This is a genomic window from Bacillus sp. GM2 (genome assembly GCF_056155945.1).
The window spans coordinates 2140008-2159420 of sequence record NZ_JBRKSZ010000007.1 but is presented as its reverse complement, the minus strand read 5'-3'; the positions used below and the strand labels follow the sequence as shown (position 1 = coordinate 2159420).

Annotated in this window: 23 protein-coding genes, 1 pseudogene, 1 riboswitch and 1 other annotated feature; of the genes and pseudogenes, 19 read left to right on the top strand and 5 right to left on the bottom strand. The window is 46.9% G+C overall.

What is annotated here, in order from left to right:
* Nucleotides 1-7: 7 nt before the first annotated feature.
* Nucleotides 8-895 carry a C40 family peptidase gene (locus ACVC9U_RS11970; protein ID WP_075753187.1) on the top strand — a complete coding sequence of 296 codons (888 nt, stop codon included), beginning with the start codon at nt 8-10 and terminating at the stop codon, nt 893-895.
* Nucleotides 896-914: 19 nt separating this feature from the next.
* Complete coding sequence (locus ACVC9U_RS11965) at nt 915-1928, top strand: ABC transporter ATP-binding protein (protein WP_075753185.1); 1014 nt, start codon at nt 915-917, stop codon at nt 1926-1928.
* Between the two features lie 92 nt (nt 1929-2020).
* Here the strand turns inward: ACVC9U_RS11965 and ACVC9U_RS11960 are convergent, their stop codons facing one another.
* On the bottom strand, nt 2021-2908 hold the full coding sequence (locus ACVC9U_RS11960) for a dimethylarginine dimethylaminohydrolase family protein (RefSeq protein WP_075753468.1): 888 nt from the start codon (nt 2906-2908) through the stop codon (nt 2021-2023).
* Between the two features lie 191 nt (nt 2909-3099).
* Between ACVC9U_RS11960 and ACVC9U_RS11955 the strand changes: the two genes are divergently transcribed.
* From ACVC9U_RS11955 to ACVC9U_RS11890, 14 genes and pseudogenes are all read left to right on the top strand, one after another.
* Nucleotides 3100-3618 carry an acyl-CoA thioesterase gene (locus ACVC9U_RS11955; protein ID WP_023856769.1) on the top strand — a complete coding sequence of 173 codons (519 nt, stop codon included), beginning with the start codon at nt 3100-3102 and terminating at the stop codon, nt 3616-3618.
* Nucleotides 3619-3735: 117 nt separating this feature from the next.
* Nucleotides 3736-4470 carry a DUF421 domain-containing protein gene (locus tag ACVC9U_RS11950; RefSeq protein ID WP_075753466.1) on the top strand — a complete coding sequence of 245 codons (735 nt, stop codon included), beginning with the start codon at nt 3736-3738 and terminating at the stop codon, nt 4468-4470.
* A 209-nt stretch (nt 4471-4679) separates the two neighbouring features.
* Nucleotides 4680-5986 (top strand): annotated as a pseudogene (locus tag ACVC9U_RS11945) (pectate lyase family protein).
* A gap of 121 nt (nt 5987-6107) precedes the next feature.
* A complete protein-coding gene (locus ACVC9U_RS11940) occupies nt 6108-7538 on the top strand; it encodes an IS1182 family transposase (protein ID WP_016886315.1) in 1431 nt (476 codons plus the stop codon).
* 107 nt (nt 7539-7645) lie between these two features.
* A complete protein-coding gene (locus tag ACVC9U_RS11935; RefSeq protein ID WP_075753181.1) occupies nt 7646-7978 on the top strand; it encodes a PadR family transcriptional regulator in 333 nt (110 codons plus the stop codon).
* 4 nt (nt 7979-7982) lie between these two features.
* Entirely contained in the window at nt 7983-8732 is a 750-nt protein-coding gene (locus ACVC9U_RS11930; RefSeq protein ID WP_075753179.1) for a DUF1129 domain-containing protein, read from the top strand.
* 92 nt (nt 8733-8824) lie between these two features.
* Nucleotides 8825-9325 carry a small multi-drug export protein gene (locus ACVC9U_RS11925; protein ID WP_075753177.1) on the top strand — a complete coding sequence of 167 codons (501 nt, stop codon included), beginning with the start codon at nt 8825-8827 and terminating at the stop codon, nt 9323-9325.
* A 4-nt stretch (nt 9326-9329) separates the two neighbouring features.
* Nucleotides 9330-9851, top strand: a complete 522-nt coding sequence (locus ACVC9U_RS11920; RefSeq protein ID WP_075753175.1) for a DinB family protein — start codon at nt 9330-9332, stop codon at nt 9849-9851.
* A gap of 46 nt (nt 9852-9897) precedes the next feature.
* A riboswitch (guanidine-I (ykkC/yxkD leader) is annotated at nt 9898-10000 on the top strand.
* 59 nt (nt 10001-10059) lie between these two features.
* Nucleotides 10060-10389: a DMT family transporter gene (locus tag ACVC9U_RS11915; protein ID WP_073425569.1), complete on the top strand. Its 330-nt coding sequence runs from the start codon at nt 10060-10062 to the stop codon at nt 10387-10389.
* On the top strand, nt 10389-10703 hold the full coding sequence (locus tag ACVC9U_RS11910; protein ID WP_075753173.1) for a DMT family transporter: 315 nt from the start codon (nt 10389-10391) through the stop codon (nt 10701-10703). Before ACVC9U_RS11915 ends, ACVC9U_RS11910 begins: the two co-directional genes overlap by 1 nt.
* Before the next feature lie 103 nt (nt 10704-10806).
* The gene (gene purU / locus ACVC9U_RS11905; protein WP_075753171.1) at nt 10807-11709 is read left to right on the top strand and encodes a formyltetrahydrofolate deformylase; all 903 of its coding nucleotides are present in this window, start codon (nt 10807-10809) and stop codon (nt 11707-11709) included.
* A gap of 55 nt (nt 11710-11764) precedes the next feature.
* Nucleotides 11765-11983: a binding site (T-box leader), on the top strand.
* A 60-nt stretch (nt 11984-12043) separates the two neighbouring features.
* Nucleotides 12044-13141 (top strand): glutamate 5-kinase, encoded by a 1098-nt coding sequence (gene proB / locus ACVC9U_RS11900; protein WP_075753464.1) that lies wholly within the window; start codon nt 12044-12046, stop codon nt 13139-13141.
* A gap of 12 nt (nt 13142-13153) precedes the next feature.
* On the top strand, nt 13154-14401 hold the full coding sequence (locus ACVC9U_RS11895; protein ID WP_075753169.1) for a glutamate-5-semialdehyde dehydrogenase: 1248 nt from the start codon (nt 13154-13156) through the stop codon (nt 14399-14401).
* 109 nt (nt 14402-14510) lie between these two features.
* On the top strand, nt 14511-14936 hold the full coding sequence (locus ACVC9U_RS11890; RefSeq protein ID WP_075753462.1) for an organic hydroperoxide resistance protein: 426 nt from the start codon (nt 14511-14513) through the stop codon (nt 14934-14936).
* A 40-nt stretch (nt 14937-14976) separates the two neighbouring features.
* Here ACVC9U_RS11890 and ACVC9U_RS11885 read toward each other — a convergent pair whose 3' ends face one another.
* The gene (locus tag ACVC9U_RS11885) at nt 14977-15429 is read right to left on the bottom strand and encodes a MarR family winged helix-turn-helix transcriptional regulator (RefSeq protein ID WP_020451102.1); all 453 of its coding nucleotides are present in this window, start codon (nt 15427-15429) and stop codon (nt 14977-14979) included.
* 160 nt (nt 15430-15589) lie between these two features.
* On the opposite strand from ACVC9U_RS11885, the gene ohrB reads away from it, so the two are divergent.
* Nucleotides 15590-16003 carry an organic hydroperoxide resistance protein OhrB gene (ohrB, locus tag ACVC9U_RS11880; RefSeq protein ID WP_075753167.1) on the top strand — a complete coding sequence of 138 codons (414 nt, stop codon included), beginning with the start codon at nt 15590-15592 and terminating at the stop codon, nt 16001-16003.
* Nucleotides 16004-16074: 71 nt separating this feature from the next.
* Entirely contained in the window at nt 16075-16737 is a 663-nt protein-coding gene (locus ACVC9U_RS11875; RefSeq protein ID WP_441390983.1) for a hypothetical protein, read from the top strand.
* A 34-nt stretch (nt 16738-16771) separates the two neighbouring features.
* Here ACVC9U_RS11875 and guaD read toward each other — a convergent pair whose 3' ends face one another.
* On the bottom strand, nt 16772-17242 hold the full coding sequence (guaD, locus tag ACVC9U_RS11870) for a guanine deaminase (RefSeq protein ID WP_020451105.1): 471 nt from the start codon (nt 17240-17242) through the stop codon (nt 16772-16774).
* A gap of 146 nt (nt 17243-17388) precedes the next feature.
* On the opposite strand from guaD, the gene ACVC9U_RS11865 reads away from it, so the two are divergent.
* Entirely contained in the window at nt 17389-18021 is a 633-nt protein-coding gene (locus tag ACVC9U_RS11865) for a histidine phosphatase family protein (RefSeq protein WP_075753163.1), read from the top strand.
* 160 nt (nt 18022-18181) lie between these two features.
* Here ACVC9U_RS11865 and ACVC9U_RS11860 read toward each other — a convergent pair whose 3' ends face one another.
* Together ACVC9U_RS11860 and ACVC9U_RS11855 are read right to left on the bottom strand one after the other, a co-directional pair.
* Nucleotides 18182-18895 carry a hypothetical protein gene (locus tag ACVC9U_RS11860; RefSeq protein WP_075753161.1) on the bottom strand — a complete coding sequence of 238 codons (714 nt, stop codon included), beginning with the start codon at nt 18893-18895 and terminating at the stop codon, nt 18182-18184.
* Nucleotides 18892-19206 carry a DUF5082 domain-containing protein gene (locus ACVC9U_RS11855; protein ID WP_075753159.1) on the bottom strand — a complete coding sequence of 105 codons (315 nt, stop codon included), beginning with the start codon at nt 19204-19206 and terminating at the stop codon, nt 18892-18894. Before ACVC9U_RS11855 ends, ACVC9U_RS11860 begins: the two co-directional genes overlap by 4 nt.
* Nucleotides 19207-19413 lie beyond the last annotated feature (207 nt).

Below are 19413 nucleotides of genomic sequence, written 5' to 3'. Positions count from 1 at the left end.
AAGACGAATGAGCCTTTATACGACAGCCGTCTCGGTCGCCAACGTCTGGACCAGTCCGGAAGCACCGCGCCGCATTGATCGGTTGATGCTGTCAAATCCCGTACATGTGAGAAGCTGGCTTGACGCATTGTCCTTCGATGAGCGTCTTGAGCTGTGTACGGCAAACCTTGTTCAAACACAGGTGCTTTTCGGAGAAGATGTGCAGCTTATAAAAGAGCGGGAAGACTGGGCTTTCGTCATCATTCCCGGGCAGCCGTCTGCAAAAGACGAACGCGGCTACCCGGGCTGGATACCAAAGGAATGCCTGGTCGAAAAAAGCCCGGCGAAGTCTGAGACAAGCGCCGTCATTCAAAAACCGACGGCTTTTCTATATGATGACAAGAAAATGAAAGTTCTTGAGCTGAGCTTTCTCACTAAGCTGCCCGTTTTGTCTTCGGACGGCATTTGGTTTGAGGTCGATACACCGCTCGGCCGCAGATGGCTGAAAAAAGAAGATGCGGATATCGAAACACCTGTAAAAGGCAGTGGAGACGACATCGTTCAAACCGGTGAGGCGTTTTTGAACCTGCCCTATCTTTGGGGAGGAATGAGCGGTTTTGGCTACGACTGCTCAGGATTTGTCTTCAATATGCTGAAGGCGAACGGCCGCTCAGCGCCGCGCGATGCCGGCGACCAGGCGAACGGCGGAAAAGAGGTGTCCTTCAGCAGCCCGAAGCGGGGCGATCTACTGTTTTTCGCATATGAAGAAGGCAAAGGGCGAGTTCACCATGTCGGCATTTACTGCGGAAACGGAGAGATGCTTCACTCTCCAAAAACGGGAAAATCGATTGAGGTCATACCTCTTAAAGGCACAATTTATGAAAAAGAGCTGTGTGCCATCAGGCGCTATTTTTAATTCAAACGGGGGGATTGGCATGCAAACGGGCGCTTTATTGAAAGTCAGCCGTCTGAAAATGCACTTTGACGCCGGAAGGGGCAAAACGGTCAAAGCGGTCGACGGCATTTCATTTGATATTAAAGAAGGAGAGACGTTCGGGCTAGTCGGAGAATCGGGCTGCGGCAAGTCGACTTCCGGAAGGGTGCTGATGCGCCTTTATCAGCCGACAGAGGGCGAGGTTACATATCGGGGGAAAAACATCCACAATTTGAGCGATGATGAATCATTCCAGTATAACCGGAAAATTCAAATGATTTTTCAAGACCCCTATGCTTCACTAAATCCGCGGCTAACGGTCAGGGAGATTATGACAGAGCCCATGGAAATCCACGGCCTGTACGGAGGGAAAAAGGCGCGTCTTGAAAAAGCGGACGAGCTCCTGGAAGCAGTCGGCCTGCACAAAAGCTTTGCCAATCGCTATCCCCATGAGTTCAGCGGCGGACAGAGGCAAAGAATCGGCATCGCCAGGGCGCTTGCGCTTGAGCCTGAATTTATCGTCGCTGATGAGCCGATATCCGCACTTGATGTCTCCGTCCAGGCGCAAGTCGTCAACCTTTTGAAAAAGCTGCAAAAGGAAAAAGGGCTCACGTTTTTATTTATCGCCCACGACCTTTCCATGGTGAAGCACATCAGCGACCGGATCGGCGTCATGTATCTCGGGCACATGGTCGAGATCACCGACAGCGGCCGGCTTTATCAAGAACCGCTGCATCCTTACACCCAGGCCCTTTTATCGGCTATCCCGATTCCCGATCCGGATGTGGAAGATAAGCGGAAACGAATCATACTGAAAGGCGAGCTGCCAAGTCCGATCGATCCGCCGAGCGGCTGCGTTTTCAGAACGAGGTGTCCCGCCGCGACGGACATTTGCGCCGCCAAAAAACCGCTCTTAAAAGAAGCCGATGACGGTCATTTTGTCGCCTGCCATCTGTATGACGGCGACGCGAGAAAAGAGGAGGACAGCCTGAAGGTGACGCTGCAGGCGAGGTGAATATAAAAAAAGGAGCCCTTTTTACAGGGCTCCTCAGTTTGCCGGCAGCTTTTCAGGATTCACTAAGCCGCTCATGCCAAATGAAACAAGGATCAGACGCCGCCTTCGTGACATCCAGTCGAAGTACGTTCAATCGGCAATGTACAGCATCTGAAAGATCCGCCGGATTTTATGATCTCGGATAAGTCGATTTCGATTACCGTATAGCCCCTTTCTCTGAGCTCCTGATTCACGTGGCGGTTATCCGGGAGGCTGATGACGGTTTTATTGCCGATAGACAAGACGTTTGTGCCGAGTCTGAACTGTTCATCATCCGTAATTTCGATCATGTCATAGCGTTTTTTCAAGACATCGTATTCTCCTTCTCCCAGGGCTTTTGGATAGACGAGCGCTTCTGTCGGCGAAAGAATGTTGAAGACGCAGTCCAAATGAAGGAAAGTCTCTTCAAACGGAACCGGTACGACTTCATAAGAGGGAAGCCTGCGCTTCAGCTCTTGGACGGCCGAAAACGTCGTTCTGTGGCTGATGCCGGCATATACGGTATTTTGGTCGACGAGGATGTCGCCGCCCTCGATTTGATAGCCTTCATTAAATGTGGCCCAGGCGATCTGTTCTTCTGCCAGCCATTCCTGGAGGACGTTTTCTTCGCCTTGGCGGATGTCGGCTGATAGCTGAGCGGAAAACACGGTGTCTCCGATCGTAAACCCGATATCGCGCGTGAAGACCTGTTCCGGAAATTGGCTTAAAGCAGGCAGAATCGCGACTTCAATCCCCCGGTTCTCCAATTCTTTTATCAATGTTTCATGCTGGCGGACGGCCAGCGCTTTATCGATATTATCTTTTTGGAAATACTTTTGTGTTTCGTTGATCACTTCGGCGATCTCCATATACTCCGGTCTGCATAATACCACTTTTTTTAAGACATCGTATTCGCTTGCACAGCCCGCGCCGCGGTTTTCTTTCGAGATTGCTGAGTCCATTTTCATTCCCCCGTCCTCTCTTTAGTCATTTCATTATTCCCTTGCTGCAACGGAAAATAAACATTTTAGCCAGAAAATCTGACAAGTCACCCGGATAAAAAAGTTTAGACAAATGAATTCTAATAGTGTTTAATAAAGAAAAAATCCACTTTACAAACGCATCTTAGTAGACATCAAAGGAGTAATGGATGATGAATGGACCTGAGAAAAGATACTGCAAAGAATCAAAAGTTGTCAAAACAAGCAGGGTGTTTCCGCTTGATACGAACAACCACAACACCTTGTTCGGCGGCAAGCTGATGAGCTATATCGACGATATCGCCTCGATTTCGGCAGCGAGACACTCGAGGTGTGAAACCGTGACGGCTTCCATGGATTCCGTCGATTTTCTCGAACCGATCCGCCAGGAAGATTCCGTCTGCCTTGAATCTTATGTGACATGGGTTGGCAGAACATCGATGGAGGTATTCGTCAAAGTCATTAAAGAGCATTTGCTGACAGGCGAACGAAAGCTTGCGGCGACTTCTTTTTTAACCTTCGTTGCGCTTGATCAAGACGGCAACCCTCAAGCCGTTCCTCAAGTTGTACCGCAGTCTGAAGAAGAAATCATGCTGCACCAGACCGCCCGTCAGCGTGCCGAAGAACGGAAAAACCACCGCAAACACAGCAAAGCGCTGGCTCAGGCGCTGGCTGTGGACAAACCTTGGTAAATATACGATCAAACCCCGGCTCAGGTATCAGTTGCCGGGGTTTTGCTGTGTAATGAATACACAAACCAATATCTGTTCAAAATAAATGACAAAAAACGGAAAGAAGTTTTGGGTGAAATGCTTGAATTTGTATGGACTTTTTTAGCCAAGCCAGCTTTAGTGTTCTCTATAGCCTATATTCTTTTTCGAATCGCAGGGAAGAAAGCCGTTTCGCAAATGACGAACTTCGATCTTTTGCTGACATTTGCGATCGGAACGATCATCAGCGAACCGATTCTTACTTCTAAAATTTCAATGTCCATTTATTATGCACTTACTTTTCTGATCTTCTATTTGTTGATTGAAAAGCTGTCATTACACAATAAATGGCGATGGTTTCTTGTCGTCAGCCCGACTGTGCTGATTCGAAACGGCAATATTGATGAAGGGGGATTAAAAAGAGAGCGGCTGACCGTCAATGAACTGCTCGGCAAATTGCGCGAAAAAGGCTATGCCGACCCGAAAGATATCGACATCGCCCTGATTGAAGAATCGGGCCAGATCAGCGTGATTCCCAAATCGGAAGCGAGGCCTGTGCAGCCGCGGGACCTCAGCTTGGAGACGAAGCGGAATTTCGTGCCGATTCCGCTCATTTTAGACGGCGAAATCATCGAACACAATTTAAAATACTTGAAAAAAACGAAAGAATGGCTGTTTCAAAAATTAGAGGATCAAGGGATTGAGCAAGCGAGGGTGCCAACCATTACACTCGGCACCCTGAACGAAAAAAATGAAATTATGATTGATACGGAAGATCCCGGCAGCCCGTTAACCGATGATCCCTATCTTTATAAACCGGGGCAAGACCATTAATTTTCGCCGAATAGGCGATTTTTTTATTTTGTGTTATTTCAGAAAAATATTAAGAGTCTGTTCTTTTCTTCGCCTGTAAAATGAAACAGGGCATATGTCATAAAAGTTGAAAATGGTGTCACAAAAAATAGGAGGAAAATATGTTGTTTTCTGTATTTTTATAGCATATATTAGTTTTTGTGAAAAAATTTTGATGGTAGGTGCAATTGATGAAAAGGTTTTTTAATGTAATGATTTTGGGTGCCCTGCTGCTGCTCGGCACTTCTGTGCCAATCGAAGCGGCAGACTACGGACGCGACGTTCTCGGCTCAAAAGACGGCTGGGGCGCTTACGGAAAAGGAACGACCGGAGGTGCTGACGCTTCTTCCGATCAGGTATATACGGTCGAAAACCGCAAGCAGCTTGTTGAGGCGTTAGGGGGAGACAACAAAAAGAACGGCGAAAATGATACGCCGAAGATCATCTATGTGAAGGGAACAATCAATCTTAGTGTTGATGATGACAACAATCCTTTAGGCTATGAAGATTATAAAGACCCTGAATACTCGATCGAAGCGTATCTCAAAGCTTATGATCCGAAGAAATGGGGGAAAAGGAGCCGTCAGGAAAGCTTGAAGAGGCAAGGCTCCGCTCCAAAGACAATCAGAGGGAAAGGGTATTGATCAGAGTCGGTTCGAACACGACGATTATCGGACTCGGAGATGATGCGAAAATTACCGGTGGAGGCTTTTATGTCAAAAACGCGGAAAACGTTATTATTCGTAATATCGAATTCGAAAACGCGTACGATTTCTTTCCTGGCTGGGATCCGACCGACGGAAGCAGCGGAAACTGGAATTCAGAATATGACAACATTTTGATTGAAACGTCCAAATACATTTGGATCGACCACTGCTCATTCAATGACGGAGATCAGCCTGATGAACTGACTGAAACATATTTCGACCGCGAATTCCAGCATCATGACGGACTGCTGGATATCAAAAAACAGTCGGATTTTATTACGGTATCCTACAGCATATTTTCAGGACATGCTAAAAACACGATTATCGGATCAAGCGACAGCTACAAAGCAGACAACGGTCATTTAAGGGTGACATTCCACCATAACCTCTACGAAAATATTAAAGAGCGGGCTCCGCGCGTCCGCTACGGAAAAGTGCACATTTACAACAACTATTTTAAAAGCACGAAAGACAGCTACAATTATTCATGGGGTGTAGGCTATTCTTCAAAAATTTATGCTGAGGACAACTACTTCGACCTGCCGGAAGGAACGAAGCCTCAAAAACTGATGAAGGTCTTTAAAGGTGACGCTTTATATGAAAAAGATACGCTCGTAAACGACCAAAAAAGCGTCGCAAAAATTGACGTTGTCAGCACATACAACGAAGCAAACAATGCGTCTGTCAAAAAATCGGCCGGCTGGAAGCCGACGCTGTTTGAAAAAATCGACGATGCAGAAGATGTGCCGGCAATCGTTGAAGCGCAGGCAGGCGCAGGAAAACTGAAGTAACACACGCAAAGCGGACATGGGATGTCCGCTCAGCTTGTCGACAAAGTCACAAAAAAGTGGCTTGATCGACAAGCTTTTTTTGTTAAAATGTGTGTGGAATCTAATTTTTGGAGGTTTTACCATGTTGACCAAACACTCTAAAGATCAGCGTGAACAGCTTGAAGTCGTTGCCTTAAGTGAGCTTGTACCTGAAGACCATTTGGTCAGGAAGATGGAAGAAGCCATTGATTTTTCATTTATTTATCAAAAAGTTGCCCCTCTTTATTCTTCAAAAGGGCGTCCAAGTATTGATCCTGTTGTACTGATTAAAATGGTGCTCATTCAATACGTGTTTGGTCATCGCTCCATGCGCGAAACCATTAAGCGAATCGAAACTGATGTAGCCTATCGCTGGTTTATTGGATATGGATTCTCTGAAAAAATCCCTCACTTTTCAACCTTCAGTAAAAACTATGAACGTCGCTTTCATGACACAGACCTATTTGAAACAATCTTCTATAGGATTTTACGTCAGGCCATGGATCTCGGCCTCGTCGATCCTTCGGTTGCCTTCATCGACAGCACACATGTCAAAGCGAATGCCAATAAGAAAAAGTTTGTGAAAAAGATCGTAAGAAAAGAAACAAGAGCTTATCAGGAACAGTTAGATCAAGAAATTAATGCCGATCGCGAAGCCAACGGCAAAAAGCCCTTAAAGCCCAGGCAATGCTCAGAAGAACGAGAAATAAAAGAAAGTACAACAGATCCTGAGAGCGGCTATTTTGTAAAGGGTGAACGGGAACGCCTTTTTGCTTATGGTTTTCATACAGCTTGTGACCGGAACGGATTTGTGCTGGGGACGGTTGTTGAGCCTGCCAATATTCATGACAGCCAAGTGTTCACGACCCTGTTTCAACAAGTGAAAGAGCGCGTCGCCAAGCCTCATACGGTCGCAGTTGATGCCGGATACAAAACACCGGTTATCGCAAAATTTCTTCATGAAGAAAACGTTCGCCCTGTTATGCCTTACACGCGTCCGCAAACCAAAAAAGGATTCATGAGAAAACACGAGTATGTTTACGATGAATTTTATGATGTCTATATCTGCCCGCAAGACCATATTCTCTCCTATCGCACAACCAATCGGCAAGGTTATCGAGAGTATGCTTCAGATCCAAATCGATGTAAACAATGTCCATTACTACATACGTGTACAGAAAGTAGAGATCATCGAAAGATGATTCACAGACATATCTGGCAGGATCATTTAGACGAAGCTGATCATCTTCGGCATACGGAAGAGAATAAACAAATCTATGCCAAACGTAAAGAGACGATCGAACGAGTTTTTGCCGATTTAAAACATAAGCATGGCTTGCGCTGGACAACCTTACGGGGAAAGAAAAAATTGTCCATGCAGGCGATGCTTGTTTTCGCTGCCATGAATCTGAAAAAGCTGGCGAATTGGACCTGGAAAGGTCCTAACCGCCAGCCTTCTGATCGAAATAATAGAATAAAATGGACAAAAACAGGTCGGATTTTTAAAATCCGACCTGTTTTGTCAACGGTCTGAGCGGACATGGGATGTCCGCTTTTTTTGTTCAGGTATCTTGTAATGCAAAATAGTGTATGTTATGATTCTTGTATCTTGTATTGCAAGATACATAAAAGAGGTGGCTTATGAGTTCAACGCAAATGCTGAAAGGGATTTTAGAAGGATGTCTGCTTGCCGTCATATCCGAAGGGGAGATATACGGCTATGAAATGACAAAGGTGCTTGCGGGATACGGTTTTTCGGATATCAGCGAAGGAAGCATCTATCCGATTCTCCTCCGCATGCAAAAGGAAAAATGGGTGGAGACCGAACTAAAACGGTCGGCGAGCGGCCCGAAGAGAAAATATTACAGACTTACACCCCTTGGCGAAGCGGAGCTTCAATCGTTCATCGGGCGTTGGAAAGCATTATCCGGGAACGTCAATGCGCTGCTCGAAAAAAAACTGAAGGAGAAGTGAAATCGTGATTTCAAAGGACATGCAAAACGTATTGGACGACATGAGATTGTATTTAATGTCTGTAGGAAAAAGCGACAAAGAAATTGAGGGGATCATGAATGAGCTGACTGTTCATGCCTTGGAAGGGGAAAAGGAAGGAAAAACCGTCCGGCAAATTTTTGGGGATTCTCCCAAGTCATATGTTCAAGCGCTGTCAAAAGAGCTTTCATCAAGGCCGGGGGAGATCGCCAAGTTGTTCTTTGCCATTTTGATCGGCGCGATATCCTATTTTATATTCAGTGACGCGGTGAACGACAGCCTCAATTATTCGGTCTATGTACTGGCAGGCTATCCGCTTTATATTTTGCTGGCAGCGGCTATGTTACCGCTGTTGGGCCGCGTTTCAGCGTTTAAAGGGAAGAAAACGGCCTTCATGTATACGATGATGTACACCGCTTTGACGTTTTTTCCGATTTTGGCGATTATTTTTATTGATCGGCAATTCGGGACGCCTGTTCTTTCGTTTGACGGGGGAAGCCGCTGGCTGATTATGGCTCTGTCGTTTCTCGTGATCGTCATTTTGTCTTTCAGGTTGAAAGCTGCAGCCTTGTCCATATTGCCGCTGTTTTTAGCCGGAACGCATTTTTTGTTTCAGTATATGAAGTGGGATTCAGCCGGAGCCATGATGGCAGAAACTTATATTCCCTATATCGGGCTGTTGCTCGTCATGTTCATTGAGACAAAGCGTGCCAAAAATACGGCTCAATATGAATGAAATACGGAAGAGCATTATATTTTTTAAGGTAAAGACTCTTGCCTTTTGGCGATCACAACGTTTATGATCAGAGCATGAAAGGTGGCCGATATATGGATATGATGTGGGGCTATGTACTCGTCTTTATTTTGGCTGCGATTCCGTGGTTTGAAGTGATCGGTGTCGTGCCGCTAGCGATCATTGCCGGGCTTAAACCGGTTCCGTCCGCTATTATCGCACTATTCGGAAATCTATTAACCTTACTGCTGCTTATTTTTTTAATTGACAAAGTGAAGGCGTGGCTTGAAAGAAGACGCGGGGACCGGGGAACGGAGACCGACAAGCTCTCAAAAAGGAAAAGCAGGGCGAAAAAAATATGGCTGACCTACGGCATCCCGGGCCTTTCTTTCGTCGGACCTTTCTTTATCGGCTCCCACTTAACCGCGTTTATGTGCATGGGCTTCGGGGCCAAGCGCAGGCAAACGGCGCTCTGGATGACGGGGAGTCTCACGGTATGGACAGCGGTGTCGGCTGTCGCTGCCTACTATGGTTTCAGTTTCCTCGCTCCTGAAAATGAAGGGCTGCTGAAAAATATCTTTAAACAGGAGGAGTGAAGACATGCAGTTTTTGAAGGATTTATCTCCAGTTGAAGAGATGGCGCCGACAGTCGGGGTGCTTTTTTCGGCGGTCAATGAAAACATCGAACGGCTGAAATCAATCGTCTCCGGCATCAGCCGGGAGGAGCTGGAATATAAGGGGGAGCATGGCGACAAAAACAGCATCGCCCAGCTGATCTATCATTTAATCAATGTCGATATTCGCTGGGTATACAGGCTGAAGGGAAGAGAATTTCCAAAAGAGCTGGAAGAGAAATACGGGCCAATGACAGATGAAAACGGACGTTTGCCGGAGGTAAAAGGCTTACCCTTATCCGTGTTAATCGAGTGGTATGATGAGGTGCTGAAGATGTTGAAACGCACCGTTAAAGGCTTTTCGGAAACAGACTTGCTGAAGAAGGTTCCGTATGAGGGAGGATTTGCGACGATCCGCTGGGGAATCTGGCATATGTCTGATCATAACCGCTATCACCAGGCGCATATCCAGGCCTGCTTAGGGGAGTACCGCAAGCAAAACAGTTGATTTTTTCGAATGATTTGGTATGATGCTAATTAGCAAACTTCATAGCGTTAAAGTTTTCTAGGGTTCCGCACATTCGGATGTGGTCTGGTCCGAGAGAAAACACATATGATTTGTTCATATGCACACGGAGGGATAAAAGCCCGGGAGTATCGTTTTCATCGATAACCCGGGTTTTTTCTTTTGCTGAAAATGAATTGGAGGGATTTTGATGAGATGGGGCAGTGTCATACTTGCAGCCTTGTTTGAAATTGGCTGGGTCATGGGGCTGAAACACGCTGATTCGGCTCTTGAATGGATCGGCACGGCGGCGGCCGTCGTGATGAGCTTTTATATACTGGTGAAGGCGGGAGAGAAGCTGCCGGTCGGAACCGTATATGCCGTATTTACCGGACTCGGTACGGCGGGAACGGTCGTCTGTGAAATCGTCTTGTTTCATGAGCCGGCAAATATCGCCAAGCTTGCCTTGATCGGTGTTTTGCTATGCGGCGTGATCGGCTTGAAGCTTGTAACAAATGAAGAGAAAGGGGAGGCGTCATAATGGAATGGATCTGCCTAATCGCCGCCGGCTTGCTGGAAATGCTCGGCGTGACGATGATGAACCAGTTTCATAAAGACAAGCGAATGAGATGGATCTTATTGTTGATCATCGGTTTTGCCGCTTCGTTTTTCTTGCTTTCCCTTGCGATGGAGACGCTGCCGATGGGGACGGCGTATGCAGTTTGGACAGGGATCGGAACGGTTGGAGGTGCGCTTGTCGGCATCCTGTTTTACGGAGAGCCGAAAGACGGAAAACGCATCTTTTTCATCGCGCTCATTTTGGGATCTGCCGTCGGTCTGAAACTCATTAGCTAGAGTCTGGTTGATGCAAATGGTCGTCCGTAAATTGATTTTTCAATAAACTCCAGTATAATGAAAAGATAGTTTACGAATTACAAGCAAAGAGGGTTTTACGAAAATGAATGCATATATGAAACAGCAGTTATCGCAATATCAGGAAATCAATAACGATAAGGCCCGCCTTCTGGTCAGCTGTCCGGATCAACCTGGAATCGTCGCCGCCGTATCTTCATTTTTATTTGAAAACGGCGCGAATATTATTGAATCGAGCCAGTATACGACAGACCCCGAAGGAGGCCGGTTCTTTCTGAGGATTGAGTTTGAAGCCGAAGGCATCCGCGAAAAGATCGAACAGATGAAAGCGACATTCGCCGCTGTGGCGGAGTCCTTCCAAATGACGTGGAGCATGAATTTAGCGAGCGAGCTGAAACGCGTCGCTATCTTCGTTTCAAAAGAGCTTCACTGCCTGCATGAACTGCTATGGGAATGGCAGAGCGGCAATTTGATGGCGGAAATTGCCGCGGTTATCAGCAATCATGAAGAGGCAAGAGAAACCGTTGAATCGTTGAATATCCCGTTCCTTTATATGAAAGCGAACAAAGACATCCGTGAGGAAGTGGAAAAACAGCAGCTGAAATGGCTTGAAGAGTACCGTGCGGATGTCATCGTTCTCGCCCGCTACATGCAGATTTTAACGCCTGATTTTGTCTCGGCTCATCCGAACAAAATCATTAATATTCACCACTCATTCCTGCCGGCTTTTATCGGAGCGAATCCGTATAAACGGGCATATGAAAGAGGCGTTAAACTGATCGGGGCAACATCGCATTATGTGACAAACGAATTGGATGAAGGACCGATCATCGAACAGGATATCGAACGGGTCGACCACAGAGACAATGTGGAAGCATTGAAAAACATCGGCCGCACGATTGAGAGAAGCGTTTTGGCAAGAGCGGTCAAATGGCACTTGGAAGACCGGATTATCGTGCATGGAAACAAGACGATCGTCTTTAATTAAATTGTTTGATCTCCCTCTTGACAGAGGCGTTTTTCCTAGGCATAATTATAAAAAATCACGAGCGTTGAAGAGGGCCAGTAAGCAGTTCTTTCTGTGAAAGAGAGTGAAATGGCATGCTGAAACATTTCACCACATGAAACCTGCTGAACCTGCCTCGGAGTCTCAGGGGGAAAACCTGGGCGCATACCCTGGCGTTAAAGGGGAAAGAGGAGTGCGCTTTTTTCTCGCGCATTCAATGAAGGTGGTACCGCGGAAAGCTCTTTTCGTCCTTTTTATTTGGACGAAAAGGGCTTTTTTTGTTGGCTTCTGCCAGATCATCTCGGAGGGAAAAAACGTGAAAAAACAACGGATTGTCATTAAAATCGGAAGCAGTTCATTAACCAATTCGAAAGGCAGCATCGATGAGGAGAAGATCAATGACCATGTTCGGGCGATAGCCGCTCTGAAAAAAGAAGGCCACGAAGTCATCTTTATTTCGTCCGGCGCTGTCGCTGCGGGATTTTTACAGCTCGGCTATCCCGCGAGGCCTGTGACGCTAAAGGGAAAACAGGCTGCAGCGGCCGTCGGCCAAAGCCTGTTAATGCAGACATACATCGAGCATTTTGCAGAATGTGATATCAAGCCTGCGCAAATTTTATTGACGAGAAACGATTTTGCCAAACGGGAACGGTATCGAAATGCATATGCAACCATAATGGAACTGATTGGACGGGGGCTTGTCCCGATTATTAATGAAAATGATTCGGTATCTGTTGAAGAATTGACGTTTGGGGACAATGACATGCTATCCGCCTTGGTGAGCGGACTGATTCATGCCGACAAACTCATCATTTTAACGGATATTAACGGCCTCTATGATTCGAATCCGAATGAACATCCTGATGCCCGCCGTTTTGAATACATTCCCGAAATTACGGACGAACTTTTGGGCTTCGCCGCATCCGCCGGTTCAAAAGTCGGGACGGGCGGAATGAAGTCGAAGCTTTTGGCGGCAAAAACCGCTCTTTCACTTGGCGTCAATGTTTTCATAGGCGCCGGAGAGGGAGATGATAAGCTGATTCAGATTTTAAAAGGAAACGGGGACGGCACCTATATCGGCCAATCCGATCTGTCTTCCGTCAACAATCATAGACAGTGGATCGCTTTTCATTCTCCTGTCTCAGGGAAGATTACCATTGATGAGGGGGCTGAGCTGGCGATTACCGAAAATGGCGGCAGCTTGCTGCCGGCCGGCGTAACAGCAATATCCGGGGATTTTCCGAAAGGGGCGGTTGTCGAAGTTTACGGACCGAACGGCTTGGCCGGAAAAGGCCAAACGCTGTATTCCGCAGCAGAACTTGAAGAGGTGAAAGGGAAACGAAGCGATGAGTTCCATCATGAAGAAGGGATAGAAGTCATCCATCGAAATGATTGGGTAAGTATTAAAGAATAAGGGGATGAAAAAATGAGCGAAGTGATTGAAAAAGCAAAAAAGGCTAAAGCCGCAAAAGAAGAACTGGTTCATCAGCCGACTGAAAAGAAAAATGAGGCGCTTTCCTTCATCGCCGAGGCGCTCCGCTTTAAGCAAGATGAGATATTGGCAGAAAACGAGAAAGATATCGCTCGCGGCAAAGAAAAAGGCGTTTCACCTGCGCTGCTTGACCGCCTTGCCTTAACGCCGGAGAGGCTGAATGATATGGCAGACGCCGTCATGCTGCTCATCAAGCTTGAAGATCCTGTGGGGGAAACGCTTGAAACGATCCGCAAAGACAACGGGCTTTTCATTGAAAATGTCAGGGTGCCGCTCGGAGTCGTCGGTATGATCTACGAGGCCCGGCCGAATGTAACGGTCGACGCTGCGACCCTCTGTTTGAAAACGGGAAATGCCGTCATCCTGCGGGGCAGTTCATCAGCCATCAACAGCAATCAAGCGCTCGTCCGCGTGATCAGAGAAGCGCTCGAACAATCTGCGCTTCCGCAGGATGCCGTTCAGCTCATTGAAGATACAAGCAGGGAAGCGGCAAAACAGCTGTTCACTTTAAACGACGGCTTGGATGTGCTGATTCCTCGAGGAGGGAAAGACCTCATTGATATGGTGGTACGGGAATCCACAGTGCCTGTCCTTGAAACAGGCGCGGGAAACTGTCACATATTCATTGATGAATCGGCTCGGTCCGACATGGCCGAGCAGGTTGTAATCAATGCCAAAACGCAGCGTCCTTCTGTCTGTAATGCGATTGAAACGGTGCTCATCCATAAAGACTGGGCGGAAGAGCATACGACAGCGCTGCTTCAAAAGCTTGAAGAAGCAGGTGTTGAAATCAGGGGAGACGAAGCCGTATGCGCGATGCTGCCATCTGCGGTTCCTGCTCGCGAGACCGACTGGGAAACCGAGTTTCTTTCGCCGGTTGTCAGCATCAAAACTGTCGCCGGAATCGAAGAAGCCATCCGGCACATCAGGCAGTACGGCACGCGTCATTCGGAAGCGATTCTGACTGAAAATCAGGAAAACGCCCGGTTTTTCTTAACGTCTGTTGACGCTGCAGCGGTTTACCACAATGCTTCCACGCGTTTTACGGACGGCTTTGAATTCGGCTACGGCGCCGAAATCGGCATCAGCACGCAAAAGCTTCACGCAAGGGGGCCGATGGGCCTTAAAGCGCTGACTTCTTCTAAATATATCATTAAAGGAAACGGGCAAATCCGGATATGAAAGTGAAACATCCTGTCTTGACATGCAGACAGGATGTTTTTTTGTTGCGTTATCGTATTTAATTTTATAAAATTAAATTGTGCACAATCGAAATGAAAGGAGACGATCAATCATGAAACCGCTATTTACCTCGCAAGCTACTGCCAAAGGCGGCAGAGACGGACAAGTCACCTCATCTGACCGCGTCCTTGAGCTGGAGCTGGCCATGCCGGGAACGCCAAAAGCCAAAAAGAACGAAAATGCCACCAATCCGGAGCAGCTGTTTGCCGCCGGATATGCGGCATGCTTTGACAGTGCATTGCAATTGACCGCCCAAAAAGCGCGTCTTCGAATGGAGACAGAGGTGACGGCTAACGTCAGCCTTCTGAAAGATGAAGCAGATGGAGGCTATAAGCTCAGTGTCACGCTGCAAGTAAAAGGAACCGGTGTTGAACAGCCGGAGCTCGAAAAACTCGTTCATCAAGCTCATACCGTTTGTCCGTATTCAAAAGCGATTTCCGGAAATGTTGATGTCAGCCTTGAAGTGATTTCTTAAAAAAGAGCGCCTTCGATATGAAGGCGCCTTTTTGCTGTCTTTACAACGCATCTGTTTTTTTCGTCAATGAAGCCAGAAGGGATTCAAGCGTTTGTTTCAAGTTCTTCAGTTCGCCAGCCGACAGATCGGTCTGGGCGATCATGTGTTGCGGAATGCTGCTCGCTTTTTCCTGAAGTGCCTGGCCGCCTGCTGTCAGTCTGACGACCACAGACCGTTCATCTTCAGGTGACCGCTCCCTTGTTAAAAGCCCGTGCTGCTCCATCCTCTTCAGCATCGGCGTCAGTGTGCCGGAATCGAGATAAAGGAGCTTGCCCATTGTTTTGACGTTTAATTCCCCGTGTTCCCATAATAAAAGGAGTGCGAGGTACTGCGGATACGTAATATTGAGTTTATCAAGCAGCGGCTTGTAAAGCTTCGTCATTTCACGCGAACTGGCATAAAGGAGAAAACAAAGCTGTCTGTCAAGCCTCATATGTTCAAATTCGTTTGTCATCGTTTCACCAACTCTTTTTTATGTTCCTTTTTATTGTATAAGATTTTTCGTTCTTTTCCCATTGCTCTGCAAAAAATCCGAAAAAACAAAAACGGATGTTTAAAAAACTCATTTTGTGAAATATAAAGAGTAGAGGAAAAAAACGTAAGGAGGAATCAGGATGACTGCAATATTTACAGCAAAAGTCACGGCAAAAGGCGGAAGATCAGGACATGTCAAATCAGATGACGGGGTTTTGGACCACAACATTGTCATGCCAAATGAAAAAAAAGAAGGCGAATCAGGGACAAATCCTGAACAGCTCTTTGCGGCGGGATACGCGGCATGCTTCGGCGGCGCATTAGAGCATGTTGCAAAACAAAAAGGCATTGACATCGATTCTGAGGTCGAGGGCCATGTGAGCTTGCTGAAGGATGAGAGTGACGGCGGTTTTAAAATCGGCGTCAAGCTGATCGTTACCTCAGGCGGGGTAGACAAAGAAAAAGCGAAAGAGCTGGTCGAAGCCGCTCATGACTTTTGCCCTTATTCAAAAGCGACGAGAGGAAATATCGACGTCAGCCTTGAAGTAAAATAAACAAACGGGAAAGATGAAAACGAGAAAGCAAACAAAGCTTGTTTGCTTTCTTTTTTAGAAAGGAGCAGCAAATGGCATATCTTAAAAAAGCGCTTGTATTCGCCGTGCTCTCTGCCGCCTTCGTCCTTGCAGGATGCGGAACCGGAGCGAAGGAGAACAACGGAAATCAACCCTCGGCTGATACGGCCAAACAGAAAGCGACTGATTTGAAAACATATTCTCTTGACAAAAATATCCGGTCTGAAGAAGATTTTGATTTGATAGGCAAGTATGTTCATGCCGAAGACGACCAAATCACGCTTGAAATAAAGGATAAGGAACTGATTGTCCCGAAAAGCAGCCGTTTTCACAGCGAAGACGACCATGATGACTTAATCGGGAAGCTTGTGAAGGTAGAGGTGGACGGAAAAACGCAAGAAGCGGAAGAAGCCGAGCTCATGCCGCAGTCAAAAGCCGACCAAAACGGCGTATATGAACAGGAGAAAGACGGCAGCCGAAAAATCATTGCCGCGTTTGTCAGCGAATCGGAGCAAAACATTACAATCAAAACAAAAGCAGGGGAAAAAACTTATCAGAAAACAGCCGATTTTGAGAGGGATGTCGCCGAAGCACCTGAAAAACTGAAAGGGAAAATCGTCAGGCTTGAAATTGAAAAGGATGGAAAGGCGGAAAGCCTTGACTTGGAATCTGAAGATCAAAAGCTTGAATGGTATGAGACGTCAGCTTCAAAATAAAGAAAGCTTCCTTCACCAGGAAGCTTTCTTTATTTTAATATTCCACTTTTTGATCGGTCGTTTCCCACGTGAGAAAGGGCTCAAGCTTTGCTTGAAGGTCCATTTTATAAAAAGGAATTGTCCGTTCGCTTTGCGTTTTTGTGATTTCTTCATAAATAAAAGAATCGTCAAAACCGGCCGATGCGGCATCTGAATGCTGAGCGGCGAAGTAAACTTCCTTTGGTCTCGCCCAGTAGATGGCTCCCAGGCACATTGGACACGGTTCGCAGCTTGTATAAAGAATGCAGTCGTTCAGCTGATAATCTCCAAGTGCTTCACAGGCGAGCCGAATAGCCGTTACCTCAGCATGCGCGGTCGGATCATTGCTTGTTGTGACATTGTTTTTTCCCTCGGCAATAATTTGGCCGTCTTTGACAATCACAGCGCCAAAAGGTCCGCCCGTGCCGCTTTTCACGCTCTCCACCGCAAGGTCGATTGCGCGCTGCAAAAATGTTTCATGATTCATTTCTGTATCCTCCTTGGTTGTCTTGCCTTCTTATTATAGCTGATGAATCTTGTAAAATAAACGCGCATCAGAATATTCAGTATGTTTGATTTCGAACGGACCATCGCATACAATGAATGCTAGAATGATGAACGGAGGATGATGTTTTGCTTACATTGTATATTGCAAGACACGGTCAGACGGAATGGAATATTGAAAAAAGAATGCAAGGCTGGGAAGACTCCAATTTAACGGCTTTGGGGCTGGCAAATGCAAACGCCCTCGGCGAACGGCTGAAAGCTGTTCAATTCCAAGCCGCATATTCCAGTCCAAGCGGCCGGGCTGTTGATTCTGCGCGGGCTATGCTGCAGAACCGCAGTGTTCCCTTTATAACAGACGACAGATTAAAAGAAATCTCGATCGGCCGCTGGGAAGGAAAAACGTATGATGAGATCAAACAAAGCGATCCTGACTTGCTGGAAGCGTATTTTAATGCGCCTGAAACATACATGCCTGATGAAGGGGAGAGCTTTTACGATTTTGAAAGACGGGTCAGCCGGGTGTATGAATTCATTCTCCACCGCCATCGGGAAGGCAATGTCCTCATTGTCAGCCATTCCGTGTTTATTTTGGTGCTTTTGAATCTGTTAAAAAAGAGGCCGGTCAGTGAACTATGGAACTCGAGCTATGTTCATGACACAGCTCTTGCAGTTGTAACAGTTTCTGATGATGGAAGGGTCACAATCGAAAGAGAAGGAGACGGGGAACATAGAGTAGAAGCAAAGAATGCCACCTGGTAGGCATGCCAAAAAGCCTGATTTCAACAATCAGGCTTTTAGCGTGGCGACAAACCCTTGTAGGCCTGCAAAGGCGGTGCTCACAGGATCGGCGGCAAACCATCTAGGCGTCCTACCTGACCGCCGCTGTCATCATATCCTGTGAAAGTCCGCTCCGAGCCTCTTAGCCGGAATACATTTTGGCACTGAAGCTGTGGAGCGTGGCAGCGGAAATCGTTTTGTTTTTTGAAAGACAAACGGTTTTGATATCTGCCGCATCTGCTTCCGCTTTTTTTCCGAAAAGGAAGACCGTAAGAGAAAGCGGGCCTTTTGCGATTTGCTGATACGCCAGAAGGCAAAGGTTGTCGGCGATTGTGCGGCTGATCATGCGGCGTGCTGACCACAGCTGCTGCTGTCCTTCTCTATCTAACTGAATATATGCTGCGGCTCGTTTTTTCGTAAAGAGTCCTGACAGACCGTTTTGTTTTATCTGCTTCATGAGAGCGAGCGGTTCAGACAGCGGCGGCGCGGTCAGTCTGTAACTGTCAGGGGAACATTTGGCCGCGGCCAAAAAAGACATGATCGGCAGGTAGCCTGCCAGACGCCCGCCGCTCTGGAAGAGCTTCTCTGCAAGCATTTGATCGGTCTTTTTCATGCGGATTTCTGTAAAGTGCAGAAGATGCTGCAAATCATCGAGCGTGTGTAAAAATCCATTGAGTTCATGTTCCATTTCGGATTGCGCCTGATCGATCCCGTAGGTCCTTGCTGTTTTCACGCTGGAGAAAAGAACATGAAAATGGCGGTTCAAAAGGTTTATTAAATCGCTGATTCGCTGGTGGGAATAGCGAAATTGGCGGGCGAGCGCGTGCAGATCATTGATGTTCAGCCGGATCGTCATGTCAGCTCCTCGGCTTTCAGCTGAAGCCGCTCAATTTCTTCGGACGCCTGCTCCTTAATGGCCCTCAGCCTGTCATACACGCGCGATTCCGCCCGGTCAAGATCGTCCAAAAGTGCGTCATACATTTCGCGCGCCTGTCCGCGCCATCCGTTGATATACATTTGGTGTGCTTTTAAAATGGAAGAAATTTCCTGCCTCAGCTCGTCAATGGCGGCAGTCACTTCTTTTACGTATAGCTGAAGAGAGTGAATGTCTTCCTGATATATTTTTCGTTTGATTTTTCGTTCTAACGCTATTCCATCGTCAATCACTACATATTTTCCTTCCCTTCCATCATCTACTACAAATATGTTAAAAGAAAAGGATACGGAAGGAAATCGTACGAATGAATCAAAAGTCTTAATGATTTTTGGGCGGACATACCTTATATAACGGTTCTTTCGGCCTAAAAAGGGCTGAGGACATGAAAAGAGCCGCCCGTGTGAACAGGCGGCGTTTGTGTTGGATTTATTGTGGAA

Excerpts from the sequence above, each read along its gene's own strand:
- ACVC9U_RS11970 (WP_075753187.1), top strand. The coding sequence starts at position 8 with ATGAGCCTTTATACGACAGCCGTCTCGGTCGCCAACGTCTGGACCAGT.
- ACVC9U_RS11965 (WP_075753185.1), top strand. The coding sequence starts at position 915 with ATGCAAACGGGCGCTTTATTGAAAGTCAGCCGTCTGAAAATGCACTTT.
- ACVC9U_RS11960 (WP_075753468.1), bottom strand. The coding sequence starts at position 2,908 with ATGGACTCAGCAATCTCGAAAGAAAACCGCGGCGCGGGCTGTGCAAGC.
- ACVC9U_RS11955 (WP_023856769.1), top strand. The coding sequence starts at position 3,100 with ATGAATGGACCTGAGAAAAGATACTGCAAAGAATCAAAAGTTGTCAAA.
- ACVC9U_RS11950 (WP_075753466.1), top strand. The coding sequence starts at position 3,736 with ATGCTTGAATTTGTATGGACTTTTTTAGCCAAGCCAGCTTTAGTGTTC.
- ACVC9U_RS11940 (WP_016886315.1), top strand. The coding sequence starts at position 6,108 with ATGTTGACCAAACACTCTAAAGATCAGCGTGAACAGCTTGAAGTCGTT.
- ACVC9U_RS11935 (WP_075753181.1), top strand. The coding sequence starts at position 7,646 with ATGAGTTCAACGCAAATGCTGAAAGGGATTTTAGAAGGATGTCTGCTT.
- ACVC9U_RS11925 (WP_075753177.1), top strand. The coding sequence starts at position 8,825 with ATGGATATGATGTGGGGCTATGTACTCGTCTTTATTTTGGCTGCGATT.
- ACVC9U_RS11920 (WP_075753175.1), top strand. The coding sequence starts at position 9,330 with ATGCAGTTTTTGAAGGATTTATCTCCAGTTGAAGAGATGGCGCCGACA.
- ACVC9U_RS11915 (WP_073425569.1), top strand. The coding sequence starts at position 10,060 with ATGAGATGGGGCAGTGTCATACTTGCAGCCTTGTTTGAAATTGGCTGG.
- ACVC9U_RS11910 (WP_075753173.1), top strand. The coding sequence starts at position 10,389 with ATGGAATGGATCTGCCTAATCGCCGCCGGCTTGCTGGAAATGCTCGGC.
- purU (WP_075753171.1), top strand. The coding sequence starts at position 10,807 with ATGAATGCATATATGAAACAGCAGTTATCGCAATATCAGGAAATCAAT.
- ACVC9U_RS11895 (WP_075753169.1), top strand. The coding sequence starts at position 13,154 with ATGAGCGAAGTGATTGAAAAAGCAAAAAAGGCTAAAGCCGCAAAAGAA.
- ACVC9U_RS11885 (WP_020451102.1), bottom strand. The coding sequence starts at position 15,429 with ATGACAAACGAATTTGAACATATGAGGCTTGACAGACAGCTTTGTTTT.
- ohrB (WP_075753167.1), top strand. The coding sequence starts at position 15,590 with ATGACTGCAATATTTACAGCAAAAGTCACGGCAAAAGGCGGAAGATCA.
- ACVC9U_RS11875 (WP_441390983.1), top strand. The coding sequence starts at position 16,075 with ATGGCATATCTTAAAAAAGCGCTTGTATTCGCCGTGCTCTCTGCCGCC.
- guaD (WP_020451105.1), bottom strand. The coding sequence starts at position 17,242 with ATGAATCATGAAACATTTTTGCAGCGCGCAATCGACCTTGCGGTGGAG.
- ACVC9U_RS11860 (WP_075753161.1), bottom strand. The coding sequence starts at position 18,895 with ATGACGATCCGGCTGAACATCAATGATCTGCACGCGCTCGCCCGCCAA.